This window comes from Streptomyces sp. JNUCC 63 (assembly GCF_054366325.1).
Genome location: NZ_CM135963.1, coordinates 7,372,263 through 7,389,815 on the forward strand (window position 1 = coordinate 7,372,263; position 17,553 = coordinate 7,389,815).

21 protein-coding genes are annotated in these 17,553 nt (G+C 71.9%); 13 read left to right on the forward strand and 8 right to left on the reverse strand.

Annotated features, from left to right (window positions below; translation table 11 throughout):
- Positions 1-29 precede the first annotated feature (29 nt).
- Positions 30-1,076, reverse strand: coding sequence for an acyl-CoA dehydrogenase family protein (locus tag ACX25U_RS34040; RefSeq protein WP_454385779.1), 1,047 nt, complete (start codon positions 1,074-1,076; stop codon positions 30-32).
- 98 nt (positions 1,077-1,174) lie between these two features.
- Between ACX25U_RS34040 and ACX25U_RS34045 the strand changes: the two genes are divergently transcribed.
- The 4 genes from ACX25U_RS34045 (at position 1,175) to ACX25U_RS34060 (ending at position 4,897) form a co-directional block, all read left to right on the forward strand.
- The gene (locus ACX25U_RS34045; RefSeq protein WP_454385781.1) at positions 1,175-1,531 is read left to right on the forward strand and encodes a YciI family protein; all 357 of its coding nucleotides are present in this window, start codon (positions 1,175-1,177) and stop codon (positions 1,529-1,531) included.
- A gap of 220 nt (positions 1,532-1,751) precedes the next feature.
- Positions 1,752-2,462: a chitinase gene (locus ACX25U_RS34050; RefSeq protein ID WP_454385783.1), complete on the forward strand. Its 711-nt coding sequence runs from the start codon at positions 1,752-1,754 to the stop codon at positions 2,460-2,462.
- Between the two features lie 111 nt (positions 2,463-2,573).
- Positions 2,574-3,944: an RICIN domain-containing protein gene (locus ACX25U_RS34055; RefSeq protein WP_454385785.1), complete on the forward strand. Its 1,371-nt coding sequence runs from the start codon at positions 2,574-2,576 to the stop codon at positions 3,942-3,944.
- 44 nt (positions 3,945-3,988) lie between these two features.
- Positions 3,989-4,897 (forward strand): aldo/keto reductase, encoded by a 909-nt coding sequence (locus tag ACX25U_RS34060; RefSeq protein WP_454385786.1) that lies wholly within the window; start codon positions 3,989-3,991, stop codon positions 4,895-4,897.
- Between the two features lie 45 nt (positions 4,898-4,942).
- On the opposite strand, the gene ACX25U_RS34065 is transcribed toward ACX25U_RS34060, so the two are convergent.
- Positions 4,943-5,650 (reverse strand): dienelactone hydrolase family protein, encoded by a 708-nt coding sequence (locus tag ACX25U_RS34065; RefSeq protein ID WP_454394638.1) that lies wholly within the window; start codon positions 5,648-5,650, stop codon positions 4,943-4,945.
- A gap of 155 nt (positions 5,651-5,805) precedes the next feature.
- Between ACX25U_RS34065 and ACX25U_RS34070 the strand changes: the two genes are divergently transcribed.
- From ACX25U_RS34070 to ACX25U_RS34085, 4 genes are all read left to right on the forward strand, one after another.
- Positions 5,806-6,177: a BlaI/MecI/CopY family transcriptional regulator gene (locus ACX25U_RS34070; RefSeq protein WP_454385788.1), complete on the forward strand. Its 372-nt coding sequence runs from the start codon at positions 5,806-5,808 to the stop codon at positions 6,175-6,177.
- Complete coding sequence (locus ACX25U_RS34075) at positions 6,174-7,103, forward strand: M48 family metalloprotease (protein WP_454385790.1); 930 nt, start codon at positions 6,174-6,176, stop codon at positions 7,101-7,103. The genes ACX25U_RS34070 and ACX25U_RS34075 overlap by 4 nt, the downstream gene beginning before the upstream one ends.
- A gap of 89 nt (positions 7,104-7,192) precedes the next feature.
- Positions 7,193-7,588 (forward strand): VOC family protein, encoded by a 396-nt coding sequence (locus tag ACX25U_RS34080; RefSeq protein ID WP_454385792.1) that lies wholly within the window; start codon positions 7,193-7,195, stop codon positions 7,586-7,588.
- A 28-nt stretch (positions 7,589-7,616) separates the two neighbouring features.
- Entirely contained in the window at positions 7,617-8,705 is a 1,089-nt protein-coding gene (locus ACX25U_RS34085) for an adenosine deaminase (protein WP_454385793.1), read from the forward strand.
- Here the strand turns inward: ACX25U_RS34085 and ACX25U_RS34090 are convergent.
- Together ACX25U_RS34090 and ACX25U_RS34095 are read right to left on the reverse strand one after the other, a co-directional pair.
- Positions 8,669-9,184, reverse strand: coding sequence for a mycothiol transferase (locus ACX25U_RS34090; RefSeq protein ID WP_454385795.1), 516 nt, complete (start codon positions 9,182-9,184; stop codon positions 8,669-8,671). The genes ACX25U_RS34085 and ACX25U_RS34090 overlap by 37 nt on opposite strands.
- A 27-nt stretch (positions 9,185-9,211) precedes the next feature.
- Positions 9,212-10,120: a LysR family transcriptional regulator gene (locus tag ACX25U_RS34095; protein WP_454385796.1), complete on the reverse strand. Its 909-nt coding sequence runs from the start codon at positions 10,118-10,120 to the stop codon at positions 9,212-9,214.
- A gap of 128 nt (positions 10,121-10,248) precedes the next feature.
- On the opposite strand from ACX25U_RS34095, the gene mgrA reads away from it, so the two are divergent.
- Positions 10,249-11,241 carry an L-glyceraldehyde 3-phosphate reductase gene (mgrA, locus tag ACX25U_RS34100; protein ID WP_454385798.1) on the forward strand — a complete coding sequence of 331 codons (993 nt, stop codon included), beginning with the start codon at positions 10,249-10,251 and terminating at the stop codon, positions 11,239-11,241.
- A gap of 268 nt (positions 11,242-11,509) precedes the next feature.
- Positions 11,510-11,920 (forward strand): hypothetical protein, encoded by a 411-nt coding sequence (locus tag ACX25U_RS34105; RefSeq protein ID WP_454385800.1) that lies wholly within the window; start codon positions 11,510-11,512, stop codon positions 11,918-11,920.
- A gap of 12 nt (positions 11,921-11,932) precedes the next feature.
- On the opposite strand, the gene ACX25U_RS34110 is transcribed toward ACX25U_RS34105, so the two are convergent.
- Positions 11,933-13,114 carry a streptophobe family protein gene (locus tag ACX25U_RS34110; RefSeq protein WP_454394640.1) on the reverse strand — a complete coding sequence of 394 codons (1,182 nt, stop codon included), beginning with the start codon at positions 13,112-13,114 and terminating at the stop codon, positions 11,933-11,935.
- A gap of 220 nt (positions 13,115-13,334) precedes the next feature.
- On the opposite strand from ACX25U_RS34110, the gene ACX25U_RS34115 reads away from it, so the two are divergent.
- Positions 13,335-13,790 carry an ATP-binding protein gene (locus ACX25U_RS34115; RefSeq protein ID WP_454385801.1) on the forward strand — a complete coding sequence of 152 codons (456 nt, stop codon included), beginning with the start codon at positions 13,335-13,337 and terminating at the stop codon, positions 13,788-13,790.
- 46 nt (positions 13,791-13,836) lie between these two features.
- Here the strand turns inward: ACX25U_RS34115 and ACX25U_RS34120 are convergent, their stop codons facing one another.
- Complete coding sequence (locus tag ACX25U_RS34120; protein ID WP_454394642.1) at positions 13,837-14,721, reverse strand: RNA polymerase sigma factor SigF; 885 nt, start codon at positions 14,719-14,721, stop codon at positions 13,837-13,839.
- 344 nt (positions 14,722-15,065) lie between these two features.
- On the opposite strand from ACX25U_RS34120, the gene ACX25U_RS34125 reads away from it, so the two are divergent.
- Positions 15,066-15,473, forward strand: a complete 408-nt coding sequence (locus ACX25U_RS34125) for a helix-turn-helix domain-containing protein (protein ID WP_454385802.1) — start codon at positions 15,066-15,068, stop codon at positions 15,471-15,473.
- Between the two features lie 36 nt (positions 15,474-15,509).
- Here the strand turns inward: ACX25U_RS34125 and ACX25U_RS34130 are convergent, their stop codons facing one another.
- Positions 15,510-16,112 (reverse strand): ClpP family protease, encoded by a 603-nt coding sequence (locus ACX25U_RS34130; protein ID WP_454385804.1) that lies wholly within the window; start codon positions 16,110-16,112, stop codon positions 15,510-15,512.
- A 1-nt stretch (position 16,113) separates the two neighbouring features.
- Complete coding sequence (locus ACX25U_RS34135) at positions 16,114-16,770, reverse strand: ATP-dependent Clp protease proteolytic subunit (RefSeq protein WP_454385805.1); 657 nt, start codon at positions 16,768-16,770, stop codon at positions 16,114-16,116.
- A 255-nt stretch (positions 16,771-17,025) separates the two neighbouring features.
- Between ACX25U_RS34135 and ACX25U_RS34140 the strand changes: the two genes are divergently transcribed.
- A complete protein-coding gene (locus ACX25U_RS34140; protein WP_454385807.1) occupies positions 17,026-17,508 on the forward strand; it encodes a VOC family protein in 483 nt (160 codons plus the stop codon).
- The last annotated feature ends 45 nt before the right edge of the window (positions 17,509-17,553 follow it).

Sequence of the window (17,553 nt, forward strand, 5' to 3'; positions counted from 1 at the left end):
GACGGACCCCCGGACGGCCGGGCGGGGCCTCAGTCGCCCAGATGGCCGAGGTGGGCCCGGCGCACCTCGGCCGTCTGGCCCTGGACCAGCAGGAACATCCCCTCCCGGAACAGCCGCTGGGCCCGGCTGCCCAGGTCCAGCGACCGGCCGCCCCCGGCCACGACCGCCGCGGTCGTCGCGGCACGCATCACGTCGTACGACCGTGTCTTCAGCACGAGCCGCTCCTCGATCCGCTCCCGCGGCACCGGGTGGTCCCACAGGGCGTACGCCCGCTCACGCGTCTCGTCCAGGCGGGCGTGCAGGGAACGCGCCGTCTCCTCCGCCTCGGGGACGCCGTCCAGCAGGGCGAGCGCCGCTTCGGCCACGCCGAAGACGGCCGGGGAGGCGTTGGTGTTGCGGGGGCGGTCGACCACGGCGAACTTCTTCTGCGGGGTGCGCAGGACGACCGCCTCCCCGGGGAGCCACAGGCCGTCCAGGCGCAGCGACACCGTGCGGGAGGCGGTGAGCGCCGCGAGCCGCATGGGCGGCGACGGGCGCAGACCCGGCTGCTCGCGCGCCTCGGCGAACGCGAACACCACCTCGGCCGCCTCGGTCACCCCGGCCAGCAGCATCACGTCGTTCAGCCCCCACCCCGTGTACCAGGGCACGGTGCCGTCGAAGCGCCAGCCGCCGCGCTCGGGCACGGCACGCACGGGCACCCGGGGGAAGGCGCGGACGTGCGCGTAGGCGATCCCCGCGAGCAGCTCTCCGGACGCCAGCGGACGCAGCAGCCGCTCGCGAACCGGGAGTTCGCTCGCCGCCAGCAGTTTCACCGGCGTGTGGTGCTGCGTCGTCACGAACCACGTCGAGCAGCAGGCCCCGGCCAGGATCTCCGCCGTCCGTCGGGCCACGGCGGCGGGCGCCGCCGCCCCGCCGTACTCCGCCGGCGCGCTGACCCCCAGCAGGCCCGACCGCTTCACCGCATCGATGTGACTCACGGGCACGCCCTCCTGGTCGACCCGCTCGGCGCGCGGGGCGAGCAGATCGTCCGCGAGCAGGCGGGCACGGGCGACGAGGGGATGCGTTGCGACGGTCATGGAAATGATTCTCCCGGCCCCGTCGGGCGAGGTGCCGATCCGGGGAGGTGTCGTTCGTGTAGGAGGTGGGACAACGGCACGACGACAAGGAGGGCGCCATGAAGTACTACCTGCTCAGCGTGATCCAGCCCAGCGAGGGCACCCCGCCCTCGGCCGAGGCGCTCGCGGAGGTCATGGCCAGGGTCGAGGCCTTCCACCAGGAGTTGCGCGAGGCCGGGGTCTGGGTCTTCGCCGGCGGGCTGTACGGTCCGGAGACGGCCAGGGTGCTGCGCCCCGAGGGCGAGGACGTGCTGATCGCGGACGGGCCCTATGCCGAGGGCAAGGAGTGCCTGGGCGGGCTCTGCCTGATCAAGGCGCCCGACCAGGACGCCGCCCTGGAGTGGGGGCGCAAGGCGACCCGGGCCACCACCCTGCCCGTCGAGGTACGCCCGTTCCTGCACCCGGCCGGGGACTGATGCCCGGTCGCCGGCGGGCGAGCATCCTCGGTGCGGGCGCGGGCGGTTGACCGGTCTCTGCCCTTGACTGGTACAGACCAAACACGGTTGAGTGTGCCTCCACACCCCCCACCACGGCCGCCCCCACCCTGTGGCCGGTGCCACCGGCGCGTGCGTACGAGGCCGGGCCCCGCCCTGCCCTCGTACGGGTGCGGCCGTGCCGCACAAAGGAGTTGATCCTGTGTCGAGGCGCCGTATCGCCGCCGTCCTGACCTCGCTCGCCGTCTCGGGTGCCGCCCTGGTGCTCCAGTCGGCCCCCACCGCCTCCGCCGCCGGATTCGTCGTGAGCGAGGCGCAGTTCAACCAGATGTTCCCGAACCGGAACTCGTTCTACACCTACAGCGGGCTCACCGCCGCCCTCGGCGCGTACCCCGGATTCGCCAACACCGGCGGCGACACCGTGAAGAAGCAGGAGGCCGCGGCGTTCCTCGCCAACGTCAGCCACGAGACCGGCGGGCTGGTGCACGTGGTCGAGCAGAACACCGCCAACTACCCGCACTACTGCGACTGGAGCCAGTGGTACGGCTGTCCGGCAGGCCAGGCGGCGTACTACGGACGCGGCCCGATCCAGCTCAGCTGGAACTTCAACTACAAGGCCGCGGGCGACGCGCTCGGCATCGACCTGCTCAACAACCCCTACCGGGTGCAGAACGACGCCGCCGTCGCCTGGAAGACCGGCCTGTGGTACTGGAACACCCAGTCCGGACCCGGCTCCATGACCGGCCACAACGCCATGGTCGGCGGGGCGGGTTTCGGTCAGACCATCCGCAGCATCAACGGCTCCCTGGAGTGCGACGGCCGCAACCCCGCCCAGGTGCAGAGCCGCGTCGACGCGTACCAGAGGTTCACGCAGATCCTCGGAGTTTCCCCGGGTGCCAACCTGTATTGCTGACGTGCGGGTGCGCCGCATGGTGTCATGCCCCTGACCATCCATACGACCGGGTCGCGGCCATCGCCTCACGGCCATGCGCCACGACCACGTCCGGACGAAGGGCACACCGTCATGCGCACCCCCCACGCCCTGCTCGCCACGACCGCGGCACTGGCCGCCGCGGTCGTGGCACCCCCAGCCTCCGCCGGCGCCACGGCGGACGTTCCACCCGGCGGGGCGTACTACGTCCAGAGCGCCACGACCGGCCTCAACGCCGCCGCCAACGGAAGCGCCGTGGAACAGCACAACCCCAAGGGCAACGAGGACCACCAGCAGTGGAACCTCCGAGTGAGCGGAGCGTCGTACGTCCTGGAGAACGCCGACACGCCGGGCAGCTGCCTCGGCCGGTCCGGCGACCAGGCGCGCACCGTCGCCTGTACGAGTGCCGACGCGGCCTGGGAGGTCGCGCCGGCCGGAGACGACCAGTACACCCTCAAGGCCCCCGGCACCGACCGTCACCTGACCGTCGCCGCCAAGCCGGCCGGCGCCAACCACCCGGCCCAGCTGGCCGTCGGCTCCGCGGGCGACCTTGCCCGCTGGTACCTCACTCCGGTGAGACCGGCCACCCGGCCCATGCCGCCGGCCGACCAGCGCACCCTCGACCAGGTCACCTTCCTGACCGCCCACAACGCCTACGCCAACGGAGTCGACGGCGGCTTCGCCCCTCCGTTCGTCAACCTCGTGCCCAACCAGACCCGCGGCATCGACCGGCAACTCGCCGACGGCGTACGAGGGTTCATGCTGGACATCCACCAGACCCGGGACGGCGCGATCCTCTGCCACAACAGCTGCACGCTGGTCAGCAAGCCGGTCGCCCTGTGGGTGGACCTGCAGCGCATGGTCGACTTCCTCAAGGCACACCCCGATCAGTTCGTCACCGTCTTCCTCGAGGACTACGTCGACCCCGGCGTCCTGCGCGGTGAACTCGCCCGCGTCGACGGCCTGTCCGACGTCCTCTACCGGCCCGACCGGACCGGCGTGCGCCAGAACGGCTGGCCGAGGATGGCCGATCTGATCGCGGCGAACCAGCGGCTGCTGATCCTCACCGACCACAGCCGCTCCGCCGACGAGGCCGCGGGCCTGACCCGGGACAGCTTCGGCGTGATGTACCAGCGCGAGTGGACGGTCGAGAACCACTGGTCGATGGGGTCCGGCCTCGGCTCCTCCGACTGGTCCTGCTACAGCCGCTGGTACGGCGCCGACCTCAACATTCCGCTGACCCGCACCGAGCCCGGCTTCCGCCCGCTGTTCGTGATGAACCACTTCCGCGACACCACGCTCTCCGGCACGGCGCAGACCGACAACGGCAAACTCGCCGACCGCGCCGAGCGGTTCTGCGGGCCCGCCGCGCGCAAGAAGCCCAACTTCCTCGCCGTGGACCGCTACGACCTGGGCAACCCGGCGGCCGCCGTCGACTCCCTGAACACCTACACGTATCCGTGAGGGAAGGACCGCCCGCGGCGCACGGGGTGTGCGAGACTCCGGCGATGAGCTCCGGAACGATCACCGCGGACGCCGCGGGCACCTTCGAACTCGGCGACCTGACCGTCAACCGCGTCGGCCTGGGCGCGATGCGGCTGACGGGCAGCGCCGCCTTCCACCTCGGCGCACCGAGCGACCGGGAGCGCTCGATCGCCGTACTGCGCAAGGCCGTTGAACTCGGCGTCAACCACATCGACACGGCGGCCTTCTACTTCTCCGCGCGCCGCTCCGCCAACGAGCTGATCAACAGCGCGCTGTCCCCGTACCCGGAGGATCTGGTCGTCGTCACCAAGGTCGGCCCCTTCCGGAACTACTCGGGAGAGTGGGGTGCCTCCGCGCGCCCCGACGACCTGCGCGGCCACGTCGAGGAGAATCTGCGCCAGCTCGGCCGCGACCACCTCGACGTGGTCAACCTGCGCCGGATGCGGCAGGACTCGATCGCCGAGCACTTCGGCGCGCTCGCCGAACTGCGCGAGGAGGGTCTGATCCGGCACCTCGGCATCTCCGACGTCGAGCCGCGCCACCTGGCCGAGGCCCGGGCCATCGCACCGGTGGTGTGTGTGCAGAACCGCTTCGGACTCGACTTCCACGACCCGGCGGCCGACGAACTGCTGCGCATCTGCGGCGAGGAGGCCATCGCCTTCGTGCCGTTCTTCGCGATCGCCGGCGAGGGCGGCTCGCAGGGTGCGAAGAGTGCTGACGACGACGAGGAGGTCACGGCCGTCGTACGGGCCCACGGCGCGACGCCCGCCCAGGTCCGGATCGCCTGGACCCTGCGGCAGGGACCGCACGTGCTGGCCATTCCCGGCACCGGCAACCCCGACCACCTGGTGGAGAACGTGGCCGCGGGCGCGCTGCGTCTCACCGACGAGGAGATGGCCCGTCTCGACGCGCTGCACGCCAGGAGCGAGTGAGAAACCTTCGTCACGCTTTCCGAGGCACCCGGCTGCCGCTCCCGGTCAGCCCAGCCGCTGGTGCAGGAACGCGACGGTGCTCTCCCAGGCCCGGGCGGCGGAGTCGGGGTGGTGGCTGGGGCGGCGGTCGTTGAAGAAGGCGTGGCCGGCCGGGTACAGGCGGAAGTCCGGGGTGGTGCCGGACTGCCGCCGGATCGTCTGGGCCAGTTCCTCCACCTGCTGCGGCGGAATGCTCCGGTCCTGCTCCCCGTAGTGGCCGAGGATCCGGGCACGCAGCCCGGAGAAGTCGGGCGGCTCGTCCCGGATCGCGCCGTAGAACGGCACGGCCGCGCTCACCCGTGGCTCGACCGCGGCCAGGTGCAGCACGAAGCCGCCGCCCATGCAGAAGCCGACCGCGCCGACCGTGTCCGAGGTGACCTCGGGCAGGCTCAGCAGGTGGTCGACGGCGCCGGAGAGCAGGTCGACGCCCCGGGCGACCGGAAGGGCCTTCGCCATCCGCAGGGCCTCGTCGCTGTCGTGCGCCACACTCCCGCCGTACAGGTCGGGCGCCAGGACGACGAATCCCTCGGCGGCGAGCCGGTCGGCGACGTCGGCGATGTGGTCCGTCAGCCCCCACCACTCCTGGATGACCAGGACGCCCGGGCCCCGTCCGGACGGCGGCAGCGCGAGATAGCCGTGAGCGGTGGCTCCCGCGCTCGGGAAGGTGGTGTTCTGGCGGGCGGGCGTCTCGGCGGGCCTGGGCCGCTCGGGCATGGCGCTGAACTCCTGTCCGGTCGTCTCCACTCCTTTCATAATGGCTGGGCGGCGCAGCCGCGAGCGGGCCGTGGCATTCGGCTGACTACAATCATGTAGACGATCTGGATCGGATCCACTGGACTGCGGGCGATGACGGGGTGAAGGACGTTCCCATGACCGACGCGAAGGACGAACGCCGGCCGGCCGGTGAGCTCGAAGCGGGCGTCATGGCCGTCCTGTGGGCCGCCGACGCGCCACGGACGCCCGGCCAGGTCCAGCTCGGCCTCGGCAACGGCCTGGCCCGCACCACGGTCACCACGATCCTGACCCGGCTGTACGAGAAGGGGGTCGTCGAGCGCCGCCGCCAGGGGCGGGGCTACGCCTACTACCCCGTCCAGGACGCGCACGGGCTCACCGCCCGCCGCATGCACTCCGAGCTCGACCGCGACACCGACCGCGAGACGGTTCTCGCCCGCTTCGTCGCCCAGCTCAGCCCCGACGACGAGCGCATCCTGCGCGATCTGCTCGAACCCGGTGAGCGATGATCGCGACCCTGCTCCTGCCCCTGCTGCTGCCGTTCGCCGCGCCGGCACTGGCCCGGCGCGCGCTCGACCGCCTCGCCCCCGTCACCGCGCTGTGGATGATCACCCTCTCCGCAGTCGTGCTCGCCGGGTGCTCCCTGGCCGCGCTCGGCGCCTTCGTGCTCACCGGACTGCTCGAGCTGCCGGTGTTCGCGGCGCTGGGAGAACTCGTACACCCCCTGCCCACGGCGTCCGGCCTGGTGGTCTTCCCGGCGGCGGCCGTCTCCGTCGGGGCGCTCGCCGTGTGCGCGGGCACGCTCGGGCGTGCGGTGCTCAAGGAGTTCCGCGCCTTTCGCAGCGCGCACACCGATGCCGGACGCAGGCCCGCGGCGGGTGACCTGTGCGTGATCGACTCACCGCGGCCCGACGCGTACGCCCTGCCCGGCCGCCCGCACCGCATCGTCGTCACCACCGCGATGCTGCGCAGCCTCGACGCGGCCGAGAGGGAGGCGCTGTTCGCGCACGAGCGGGCGCACAACAGGGGCGGCCACCACTACTTCCTGGCCGCCGCCGAACTCGCCGCCCACTGCCACCCCGCGCTGCGGCCGGTCCGCCGGGCGATCCGTCTCGCGGCCGAGCGCGCCGCCGACGAGGCCGCGGCCGCGGCCGTCGGCGACCGCCGTCTGACCGCCCGGGCCATCGCCCGCGCCGCCCTGGCCGGCCAGGAGGCCCGGTCCGCGCGCCCGGATCTCGCCCCCGCCGCCACCTCCGGCCCGGTCCCGCACCGCGTCAAGGCGCTCCTTACCGCCCCGCACGTCACACGCCGCGCCGCGACCTGCGTCGCCGCACTGCTGCTTGCCTGTGCCACGGCCTCCTTCACCTCCTCGGTCACCGGCCTGATCGACTTCCACCACCGGGTCGAGATCGCCCAGGGCGAAGAGTCCCGCTGACCACCTGCCGCACCTGTTCCGACAGAACTGGCGCCCATGTAGTTTTACGTATAACCTCACTCGGCGCCCGCCCGTCCCGAAAGGCCCCGATGAGACGCACCGCCCTGGTCACCCTCGTCGTCGACGACTACGACGAGGCGATCCGCCGCTACACCGAGGCGCTCGGCTTCCGCCTCGCCGAGGACACCCCGCGCCCGGACGGCTCGCGCTGGGTCGTCGTCGAACCGGACGGGAACGACGCCGGTACCGCTCTGCTGCTCGCCCGTGCCAGGACCGAGCGCCGGCAGGCCCGAGTGGGCGACCGGACCGGCGGGCGCGTCGGGTTCTTCCTGCACACCGACGACTTCGTCCGCGACCACGCCCGGATGCGGGCGGCGGGCGTGACCTTCCCGGAGGAGCCGCGGCACGAGCCTTACGGCACCGTCGCCGTCTTCGAGGACCTGTACGGCAACCGCCGGGACCTGCTCCAGCCCGCCACCCCGTGACACCCACCACCTGCCCGAGGAAACACCCATGACCGCGCCCCGCGTCGACACCGACACCCTCCGCCGGCTGCCCAAGGCCGTGCTGCACGACCACCTCGACGGCGGGCTGCGCCCGGCCACCGTCGTCGAGCTCGCGGACGCGGTCGGCCACACGCTGCCCACCACCGACCCCGACGAGCTCGCCGCCTGGTACTACGACGCGGCCAACTCCGGGGACCTGGTGCGGTACATAGCCACCTTCGAGCACACCCTCGCCGTGATGCAGACCCGTGAGGGCCTGCTGCGCACCGCCGAGGAGTACGTCCTCGACCTGGCCGGGGACGGCGTCGTCTACGGAGAGGTCCGGTACGCCCCCGAGCTCATGGTGAAGGGCGGGCTGACGTTGAACGAGGTCGTCGAGACCGTCCAGGAGGGCCTGGCCGCCGGTATGGCCAGGGCGGCCGCCGCCGGTACGCCCGTCCGGGTGGGCACGCTGCTGTGCGGAATGCGGATGTTCGACCGCAGCCGCGAGATCGCCGGTCTGGCGGTCGCCCATCGCGACGCCGGTGTCGTCGGCTTCGACATCGCCGGCGCCGAGGACGGCTTCCCGCCCGCCGACCACCTGGCCGCCTTCGAGTACCTGCGCCGCGAGAACGTGCCGTTCACCATCCACGCCGGAGAGGCCCACGGCCTGCCCAGCGTCCACCAGGCGCTGCAGGTCTGCGGCGCCCAGCGCATCGGGCACGGCGTGCGCATCACCGACGACATCGTCGACGGCAAGCTGGGCCGACTGGCCGGCTGGGTGCGTGACCGCCGGACCGCCCTGGAGATGTGCCCCACCTCCAACCTGCAGACCGGCGCCGCCCGTTCGATCGCCGAGCACCCCATCACCATCCTGAAGGACCTCGGCTTCCGGGTCACCCTCAACACCGACAACCGCCTGGTGTCCGGTACGACGATGACCCGCGAGATGTCCCTGCTGGTCGAGCACGCGGGCTGGACGGTCGAGGACCTGCGCACGGTCACGGTGAACGCGGTCAAGAGCGCGTTCATCCCCTTCGACGAGCGCAATGCCCTGCTCAGGGACGTGGTCCTGCCGGGCTACGAGTCCGCGCTCCGAAGCAGTCCCCTGACGTAGGCGGCCTGTCCGACGTGCTGCAGATCGTCGGACAGAACGCTGACCAGGCGGACCCTCAGGCCGACCGGCGGATCCCAGCGCTCGTCGACGATGCGCTCGAGGTCCTTGGCAGCCAGTGAGCGCAGGGCCTTCAGGGTCTGCTCGTGCACGGCGTCGTAGTAGCCGGTCAGCAGCTCACCGGAGCCGACCCGCACCTTGGCGACCTGCGCCGGGCTGTGCCCGTACCCGGTGTCGTGGCGCTTCAGGCCGAGCCCGAAGCGCTCCTCCCAGCCCTGCGAGAGCCACACCTGCTCCAAGCCGAACGCGTCGGCGATGTGGTCGTCCTGGATCCGCGTGAGGTGCCAGACGAGCCAGGAGACGGAGTTGGCGTCGGCACTGGGACGGGCGTTGAGCCGCTCGCCCGGCAGGCCGTCGACGACGGCGTGGACTTCTTCCCGGATACGGCCGTAACCGTCGATGAGGATGTCCTTCGCATGCATACGCCCACCATCGCGCATCCGCTCCTGTCACGCGCCCGGGACACCGCCGGGCGCCGGGCCTCGTGACTCCAGCAGGGCGATCAGGGCACGGGCGGCGGGACTGGTGGCCTGTTCGGGCGGCAGCAGGGCGACGGTCTCGTACTCCGTCTCGGCGGCGCCCTTCAGCGGCAGCGCGGTCAGCGAGGGCCGCTTGTGCCGGAAGTGGCGGGGCACGACCGCGACACCGAGGTTCTCGTCGACCAGGTCGAGCAGGCTGTGCACGTCGTTGACCTCCAGGGCCACCGTGCGCCTCACGCCCGCCGCGGCGAAGGCCGCGTCGGTGGTCCGGCGCGGCCCCCAGTCCGGGTGGAAGTCGACGAAGACCTCGCCGTCCACGTCCTGCGGCGCGAGGACGGCGCCGGACGCCGCGAGCCGGTGGTCGGGGTGGCACAGCACGGTCATCGGCTCGCTGGTCAGCGACACCGAACGCAGCTGGTCGGTGTCCGCGCGGGTGCGGTAGGCGAACGCCAGGTCGAGCCGGCCGGCCGCGACCTCTTCCGCCAGTGCGCCCGAGCCCGCCTGCCGCAGCCGTATCTCCACATCCGGATGGAGCCGCCGGAACGCGGCGAGCAGCCCGGCCACATGCACCCCGGCGATGCACTGCTCGGTGCCCAGCGACAGCGTGCCGCGCAGCACGCCCTGCACCGCCGCCACCGCCTCGTGCGCCGCCCGTACCTGCGCCAGGATCCGCTCCGCCTCACCGAGCAGCGCGCGCCCGGCCTCCGTGAGCGTCACCCGGCGCGTGGTGCGCACGAACAACGGAGTCTGCAACTCCCGCTCCAGCGCCCGGATCGACGCCGACAGCCCCGACTGGGACACCATCAGCCGCTCCGCCGCCCGGGTGAAGTGCTGGTCCTCGGCGACGGCGACGAAGTGCTGGAGGTGGCGCAGTTCCATGATTGAGAAGCCTAGCCGTTGAATCGCATCGGATTCTTCTGTTGGACCAATGCCCGCAGGTGGGGCGAGAGTGGGACACCGGTTCCACGGAACCGGTCATCCCCGAGCCAACCTTTCCTGGAGTCGCGTTGTACACCGCCCACCCCGACCGCTACGCGGACATGCCCTACCGGCGCACCGGACGCAGCGGTCTGAAACTCCCCGCGCTGTCGCTCGGTCTGTGGCACAACTTCGGCCCCGACCGCCCGGCCGAGACCCAGCGCGCCATCCTGCGCCGCGCCTTCGACCTCGGCGTCACCCACTTCGACCTGGCCAACAACTACGGCCCGCCGCCCGGCGCCGCCGAGTCCGCCCTCGGTGAGGCGCTGAGGGCGGACTTCGCGCCGTACCGGGACGAATTGGTGATCTCCACCAAGGCCGGCTATCTGATGTGGCCCGGCCCGTACGGCGAATGGGGCTCGCGCAAGTACCTGCTGTCCTCCCTGGACCAGAGCCTGAGGCGGATGGGCCTGGAGTACGTCGACATCTTCTACTCGCACCGCCCCGACCCCGGGACTCCGCTGGAGGAGACGATGGGCGCCCTGCACTCGGCGGTCCAGCAGGGCAAGGCGCTCTACGTCGGCGTCTCCAACTACTCCCCGGAGCAGACCCGCGAGGCCGCCCGCATCCTGGGCGAACTGGGCACCCCGCTGCTCATCCACCAGCCGCGCTACTCGATGCTCGACCGGCGCCCCGAGGAACAGGGCCTGCTGGACACCCTCGACGAGCTCCAGGTCGGCTCCATCGCCTACTCACCGCTGGAGCAGGGCCTGCTCACCGCACGCTACCTCGACGGCATCCCCGAGGACTCGCGCGCGGCGAGCGACAGCCCCTTCCTCGGCTCCGACGCGGTGACCGAGGACCTGGTGGGCAGGCTGCGCGCCCTGGACGAGATCGCCAAGTCCCGCGGTCAGTCCCTGGCCCAGCTGGCCCTGGCCTGGGTACTGCGCGGCGGCCGGGTCACCTCGGCCCTGGTCGGCGCGAGCAGCCCGCAGCAGCTCCAGGACAGCGTCGAGGCGACCCGCGACCTGGACTTCGACGCGGAGGAACTGGCCCGCATCGACGCGATCGTCCGGCCGTAGGGGCCTGCCTCACGCCCCGGCGCGCTGCCGCGTGGATCGATCACCGCCGGGGCAATGGCCGCGTGGCCGGGGACCGTCACGGTTTCGGCCACGCGGCGCGCTGAATATGCCAGGAGACTGGCCGGAAAGTCGTAGTGACAGTGTTTCAGCAGTGAACATACTCGGGTTTCAGGGCAGTCCACCGCAGAACAACCATGCTTCACCGCACGGCAGCCGCACGGAGAGCGAGGCAGTACCGGCAGGGCGACGGCGCGACGGGGGAGGAGCAGTGCACGACGAATTCCTGTGCCATGTCACCGCGTACGGCATGTGCGACGGACGCCGCATCGGCGTCCCGCTCGGCACCTACCGCGCGCCCACCCTGGCCCTGGCCCTGTGGTGGCTGCGCGACCGCGCCTCCTGGATCGCCGAACGGCTCGACCCCGTCCCCGACAGCCCGCACTTCCCGCCCGGCGCGCTCGTCCTGGTGCCGGACACCGTGCCCGACGTACCGCGCATCCTGCGCGCCTGGTGCGCCGACATGGCACAACAGGAGCTAGTCGCCGACGAGTTGGCCGACGGGCGGCTGGTGCGGATCGCCGCGAGCGACGACACCACGGAGTACGAACTGCTCGCCGAGTCGGTGGACGCCCTGCGCATGCACCGCACCCTTCCGGCCCTCGTCCTGCCGATGGCCTGACCGGAGACGTCCTCAGGCGGAGGGACCCTCGCCCCGGCGGCGTACCCGTGCGGCCGGCAGGGCTCCCAGGAAGCCGGTGACCAGGCCCCACAGGGCGGCCAGGCCCAGCGCACTCCACAGCCGAGGGATGAGCAGGAGCTCTCCGGACAGGTTGCCGCCCACGTTCCCGATGCCGAGGAGGGACAGGCCGTAGTGGGCGGAGATCCGGCCCACGGCACAGATCGTCAGCACCGTCAGCACCAGCGCGACGGCCATGCGCAGGGCGTGCCGCCAGGCCGGCATCCGCGCCGGGGAGCGCGCCGCCATCAGGAACGCGGCGCCCAGCAGCAGTACGGCGTCCACGACCACCAGCCACCACACCCGACCGTCGTGCTCGGCGAGCGTGCCCAGGTCGAGCGTGGAGACGTCCGGGGTGCGCAGCACCTGGTCGAGCAGGTGCGGCACGGGCAGCCCGAACGGGCCGTCGACCCTGCCGTGCCAGGTGGCGCCCAGGCCGATCGTGAAGGCGAGCCAGGTCAGGTTCGGCAGCCCGAGCAGGATCACCGCGAAGTGGTCCGCCGGATGCCCGCGGGTCGCCGCCGTCACGAGCGCGACGACGAGGCCCACGACGACACACGCGAGCAGCAGGACGACCATGGCGTACGCCGCCGGACGCACCGGCTCCCGGAACCGCAGCAGCCGCGCCGGCAGCGGCGCCCCGGGCGCCACCAGCAGAGCCAGTACCAGTACGCCGGCCAGCCACAGCAGCCCGAAGAGCACGGTCAGCGGCACCTGTGCGGTGAAGCCGACCTCCGGCTCGACGCCGAACAGGCCGCCGATGGCGCCGAGTACACCGTTGCCGAGGTCGACGGCGAAGGTCTGCCGGGCGCCGAGCGCCAGGCCGATCAGGGCGAGCAGCCACAGTACGGCGATCCGGGCGGCCCACCCGGCCAGTTCCCGTGCCCCGGCCACCGCACGGTGCCGCAGCGGCCGCAGGAATCCCCTGGCGACGACGAGCGCGCCGGCGAGCGTGACCGACAGCGGGAACACCGTGATGCCGGCGTGCGTCTCGGCGAGGACGCCCGCGTTCCCCGACAGCTCCACGCTCCCGCCGACCGCCGTCACCACGGTCGCGGCGACCACCCGGGGGAAGGCGTTGCCGGGAAGTCCCGTGGCACCGGCCGCCCACAGTCCCAGCGCGGCGACGACGCCCATGGCGAGCAGGGCGGCCAGTACCGTGGCGACGGCCTGCACCCAGCCGTGGCGGGTGTCCGGCGGTGCGGTGGGGCTCGGCGGGCTCACACCGCCACGCTAAGCAGCCCGGCCGCGGCGCGCCCGCCGGGAGGTCCGTGCGCGGGGACTGCCGGGCGCGGCTCGGGGTAACAGGACAGGTGCAGCAGTGTCCGGCCGGGCCGGCTTGGCGAGAGAGACATGCATGACCGAGGACCTGGACGGGGCAGTGATACCGACTGGTTTCGACGTTCCCGTGGATCCGCTCCGGCGGGCGGCGCACTACACCGGTGAACCGGGTTGCATCGCCGCGGCGCGGTCCTTCGCCGCGCACTTCCTGGACCAGCTCAGGACCGAGTGGTGCGCCGAGATCGGCCGCCGCTCCGGCGACGCGCTCCTGCTGGTGGTCAGCGAGCTGGTCACCAACGCCGACCGGCACAGCAACGGCCCGTACATCCTGGAACTCGAGGGAACGGACGTCTCCGTCGACGTACGTGTCTACGACAGCAGCGCCGCGCTGCCCCGTCGCTTCTCCCGGGACCCGCGGCGCGTCGGCCGGCACGGCCTGGAGATCGTGCACGCGCTGGCCTCCGAGGTGACCGTGGAGCGGGTACCGGTCGGCAAGCGCGTGCGCGCGGTGGTCGATCTCGGCCGTGACTGAACCTCAGGCCACGTCAGGCGCAGCCCAAACTGAACCTCAGGCCGCGTCAGGCGCAGCCCAACTCGCCCAGCATTCCCTGGCGCAGCTGTGTGATGATCCGCTTGATCAGCCGGGAGACATGCATCTGCGAGCAGCCGAGCCGTTCGCCGATCTCCGCCTGGGTGGCCTCCTCCACGAACCGCAGATGGATGATCTGCCGGTCGCGTTCACTGAGCCCGGCCACCAGCGGCGCGAGGGAGTGGAAGTCCTCGACGAGCCCGATCCCGGCCTCCTCGACCCCGATGAAGTCGGCGAGCACCGCCTCGCCGTCCTCGGCGCCGTCACCGGTGAGGGCGGCGTCCAGCGACGCGGAGTTGTAGCCGTTGGAGGCGATCTGGGCCTCGACCACCTGGTCCTCGGAGAGGTTCATCAGCGTGGCGAGTTCGGCGACCGTCGGGTCCCGGTCCAGGCGGCTGGAGAGCTCCTCGCGGGCCCGGGCCAGCTCCACCCGCAGCTCCTGCAGCCGCCGCGGCACGTGCACCGCCCAGGTGGTGTCGCGGAAGAACCGCTTGATCTCACCGACGATGTACGGCAGGGCGAAGGAGGTGAACTCCACCTCGCGCGACAGCTCGAACCGGTCGATGGCCTTGATCAGGCCGATCATCCCGGTCTGGACGATGTCCTCCATGTCGTCGCCGCGGTTGCGGAACCGGCCGGCCGCGAACCGCACCAGCGACATGTTCATCTCGATGAGCGTGTTGCGCGCGTACTGGTATTCGTGCGTGCCCTCCTCCAGCTCCGTCAGCCGCCGGAAGAAGTGACGGGACAGCTCTCTCGCGTCTCGCGGAGCGACCGCCCTCGGGTTCACCACCCCCGGCAGCGGCTCGCCACCCGTCACGGTCTCCCGGGTCTTCTCGACCGCTGCCTCGGACCGGATCACGGCGGTGTCCATTGCCTCTCCCACGAAAGTCACGGTGCGACTTCTGCCTTTCGGCCTGTCTTCGTCTGTCCCGGTGTTCGGACCGGTGTCCCGGTGTTCGGACCGGACGGCTGCGCGACCCCCGGGTTTCCCGCCCACGGCGATCTATGCGCCTCGGCCTCCCCCGGGAGTTCCGCTCATGTCCCACCTGCAAGGCCGTACGGGCTGCGAATACCCGGAGTCACCCCGCGCATGCCCCTCGTGTTCCGGGCGGCGCGAAATCGACCGTGCGCGCGGGCGGCGGGCGCGGCCGGTGATTCACCCAGGGCGGAACGCCGCTCCCTTCCGTCCGCGTGCCCCGTCCCTAGGCTGAAGGGATGAGCAGCCAAGCGCCGAACCAAGCCCGCGTCATCCCCCTGCGCCCGCCGGCCGCGCGCCCGGGGACGGCCCGCCCAGCGTCCGACCGCCCGGCCCAGGGGGGCCCGGCCGCGGCTCCCCGTGAACCGCTCTGGCGTGATCTCGTCGGTGACGTCCTGCGCCGGGAGCGGCTCGCGCAGGAGCGCACGCTCAAGGACGTCGCCGACGCGGCGCGGATCTCGATGCCGTATCTGTCGGAGATCGAACGCGGCCGCAAGGAAGCCTCCTCGGAGGTCCTCGCGGCCGCGGCACAGGCGCTCGGCCTGGGCCTGGGCGACCTGCTGTCACTGGCGCAGGGGGAGCTGGCGCGGGCCGCCCGCCGCACCACGTCCGCCCCCCGTTACGACGGACTGTGCCTGGCCGCTTGACGGCGACGACGCCCGGACCGGCGCCTCACACCTGTCTCAGACGGGTGCGAGGCGCCGGCTCAGCACCTCGTCGGCCAGCCCGTAGGCCACCGCCTCCTCGGCGGTGAACACCTTGTCGCGGTCCATGTCCGCGCGCAGGGTGGCGACGTCGTGACCGGTGTGCCGGGACAGCACCTCCTCCACCTGGGCACGGATCCGGACCATCTCCTTGGCCTGCAGCGCGAGATCGGAGACCGTGCCCTGCCGGCCGCCGCTGGCCGGCTGCCCGAGCAGCACACGCGCGTGCTCCAGCACGAACCTCCGCCCCGGGTCCCCGCCCGCCAGCAGCACCGCCGCCGTGGAGGCCGCCTGCCCCACGCAGAACGTGGAGATCGGCGCCTGTACGAACGCCATCGTGTCGTAGATCGCCATCAGCGAAGTGAACGAGCCGCCGGGCGAGTTGAGATAGACCGCGATCTCGTGCTCGGGGTTCGCCGACTCCAGGTGGAGGAGCTGGGCGATGACGACGTTGGCCACGCCGTCGTCGATCTCGGTGCCCAGAAAGACGATCCGCTCGTTCAGCAGCCGGCTGAACACGTCGTACGACCGCTCGCCCTGAGCGGTCCGCTCGATCACGTACGGAACCGTGTACGACCCCATGTCACAACCCCATCCGCCGGCGCGTGGAGGCCGGGCGGATGTCGGCGAACGACTCCACCACCCGGTCCACCATCCCGTACCCCCTGGCCTGTTCGGCCGTGAACCAGCGGTCCCGGTCGCCGTCCCGAGCGATCGTCTCCTCGCTCTGCCCGGTGTGCTCGGCGGTGATCCGCTCGATGGTCCGCTTGGTGTGCTCCAGGTTCTCCGCCTGGATCTCGATGTCCGCGGTGGTGCCGCCGATGCCCGCCGACGGCTGGTGCATCATGATCCGCGCGTTCGGCAGCGCGAACCGCTTGCCGCGGGTGCCCACGGTCAGCAGGAACTGGCCCATGCTGGCCGCGAACCCCATCGCCAGCGTCGACACGTCGTTCGGGATGAGCCGCATCGTGTCGTGGATGGCGAGGCCCGCGGTGACGGATCCGCCGGGGCTGTTGATGCACAGGCTGATGTCGGTACGCGGGTCCTCGGCCGACAGCAGGAGCAGCTGGGCGCACACGCGGTTGGCCGACACCTCGTCGACCTGGGTGCCCAGGAACACGATCCGCTGCGCGAGCAGCCCGGCCGCGAGGTGGTCGTCGAACCGGCTGGGCGAGGTGTCACCCGCCTCGGCGCGCGGCGAGAGCGCGGTGAGCGGGGGCAGTGCGGTCGGTGGAACCATCGGATCTCCTTCAGGTGGCAGGGATGCCGTCGAACTCCACTGTCACCCCGGCGAGTTGACCGCAGACGATTCCTCTGCCCGCAGCAGATCCGCCACGAGCAGAGCCGCCCCGCCCGCCCTCCTCGCGCACCTGCCGGGAGAGCGCCCGTACGTCCCGGCCACCGCACCTCCTGAACTTCTCCGGGCGCGCCGATGAGTTTCGCCGTGCGGACCGGTCGATACACATGTCCAAGTCGCACACTCCAGGAGGAACCCGTGACCACAGAAGGATTCACCACCTGTCTCTGGTTCGACGGCCAGGCCGAGGAAGCCGTCCACCACTACGTCTCGGTCTTCAAGAACTCCAGCATCGGACGGGTCGGCCGCTACACCGAGGCCGGACCGGGCCCGGCCGGCTCCGTGGTCGCCGTCGACTTCGTGGCCAACGGTCAGAAGTTCGTCGCGGTCAACGGCGGTCCCGAGTTCAAGTTCAACGAGTCGATCTCCTTTCAGATCCACTGCGCCGACCAGGAGGAGGTCGACCACTACTGGACCAAGCTCACCGAGGACGGCGGCGAGCCCGGCCCCTGCGGCTGGCTCAAGGACAAGTACGGCGTCTCCTGGCAGGTCATCCCGGACCGGCTCATGGACATGCTCGGCGACCCCGACGCCGAGAAGGCGGCCCGCACCACGCGGGCGATGCACGCCATGGGCAAGCTCGACATCGCCGCGCTGGAGAAGGCGTACGCCGGCGAGTGACGGCGTGCCGCGGGGCCGGCCCACCCGTGCGGGGGAGTGGACCGG

Coding starts and splice junctions, on each gene's coding strand:
- ACX25U_RS34125 (WP_454385802.1), top strand. CDS start 15,066: ATGAGCAGCCAAGCGCCGAACCAAGCCCGCGTCATCCCCCTGCGCCCG.
- ACX25U_RS34115 (WP_454385801.1), top strand. CDS start 13,335: ATGACCGAGGACCTGGACGGGGCAGTGATACCGACTGGTTTCGACGTT.
- ACX25U_RS34070 (WP_454385788.1), top strand. CDS start 5,806: ATGACCGACGCGAAGGACGAACGCCGGCCGGCCGGTGAGCTCGAAGCG.
- ACX25U_RS34055 (WP_454385785.1), top strand. CDS start 2,574: ATGCGCACCCCCCACGCCCTGCTCGCCACGACCGCGGCACTGGCCGCC.
- ACX25U_RS34085 (WP_454385793.1), top strand. CDS start 7,617: ATGACCGCGCCCCGCGTCGACACCGACACCCTCCGCCGGCTGCCCAAG.
- ACX25U_RS34080 (WP_454385792.1), top strand. CDS start 7,193: ATGAGACGCACCGCCCTGGTCACCCTCGTCGTCGACGACTACGACGAG.
- ACX25U_RS34090 (WP_454385795.1), bottom strand. CDS start 9,184: ATGCATGCGAAGGACATCCTCATCGACGGTTACGGCCGTATCCGGGAA.
- ACX25U_RS34045 (WP_454385781.1), top strand. CDS start 1,175: ATGAAGTACTACCTGCTCAGCGTGATCCAGCCCAGCGAGGGCACCCCG.
- ACX25U_RS34060 (WP_454385786.1), top strand. CDS start 3,989: ATGAGCTCCGGAACGATCACCGCGGACGCCGCGGGCACCTTCGAACTC.
- ACX25U_RS34110 (WP_454394640.1), bottom strand. CDS start 13,114: ATGGGCGTCGTCGCCGCGCTGGGACTGTGGGCGGCCGGTGCCACGGGA.
- ACX25U_RS34120 (WP_454394642.1), bottom strand. CDS start 14,721: ATGGACACCGCCGTGATCCGGTCCGAGGCAGCGGTCGAGAAGACCCGG.
- ACX25U_RS34130 (WP_454385804.1), bottom strand. CDS start 16,112: ATGGGGTCGTACACGGTTCCGTACGTGATCGAGCGGACCGCTCAGGGC.
- ACX25U_RS34095 (WP_454385796.1), bottom strand. CDS start 10,120: ATGGAACTGCGCCACCTCCAGCACTTCGTCGCCGTCGCCGAGGACCAG.
- ACX25U_RS34135 (WP_454385805.1), bottom strand. CDS start 16,770: ATGGTTCCACCGACCGCACTGCCCCCGCTCACCGCGCTCTCGCCGCGC.
- ACX25U_RS34040 (WP_454385779.1), bottom strand. CDS start 1,076: ATGACCGTCGCAACGCATCCCCTCGTCGCCCGTGCCCGCCTGCTCGCG.
- ACX25U_RS34075 (WP_454385790.1), top strand. CDS start 6,174: ATGATCGCGACCCTGCTCCTGCCCCTGCTGCTGCCGTTCGCCGCGCCG.
- ACX25U_RS34065 (WP_454394638.1), bottom strand. CDS start 5,650: ATGCCCGAGCGGCCCAGGCCCGCCGAGACGCCCGCCCGCCAGAACACC.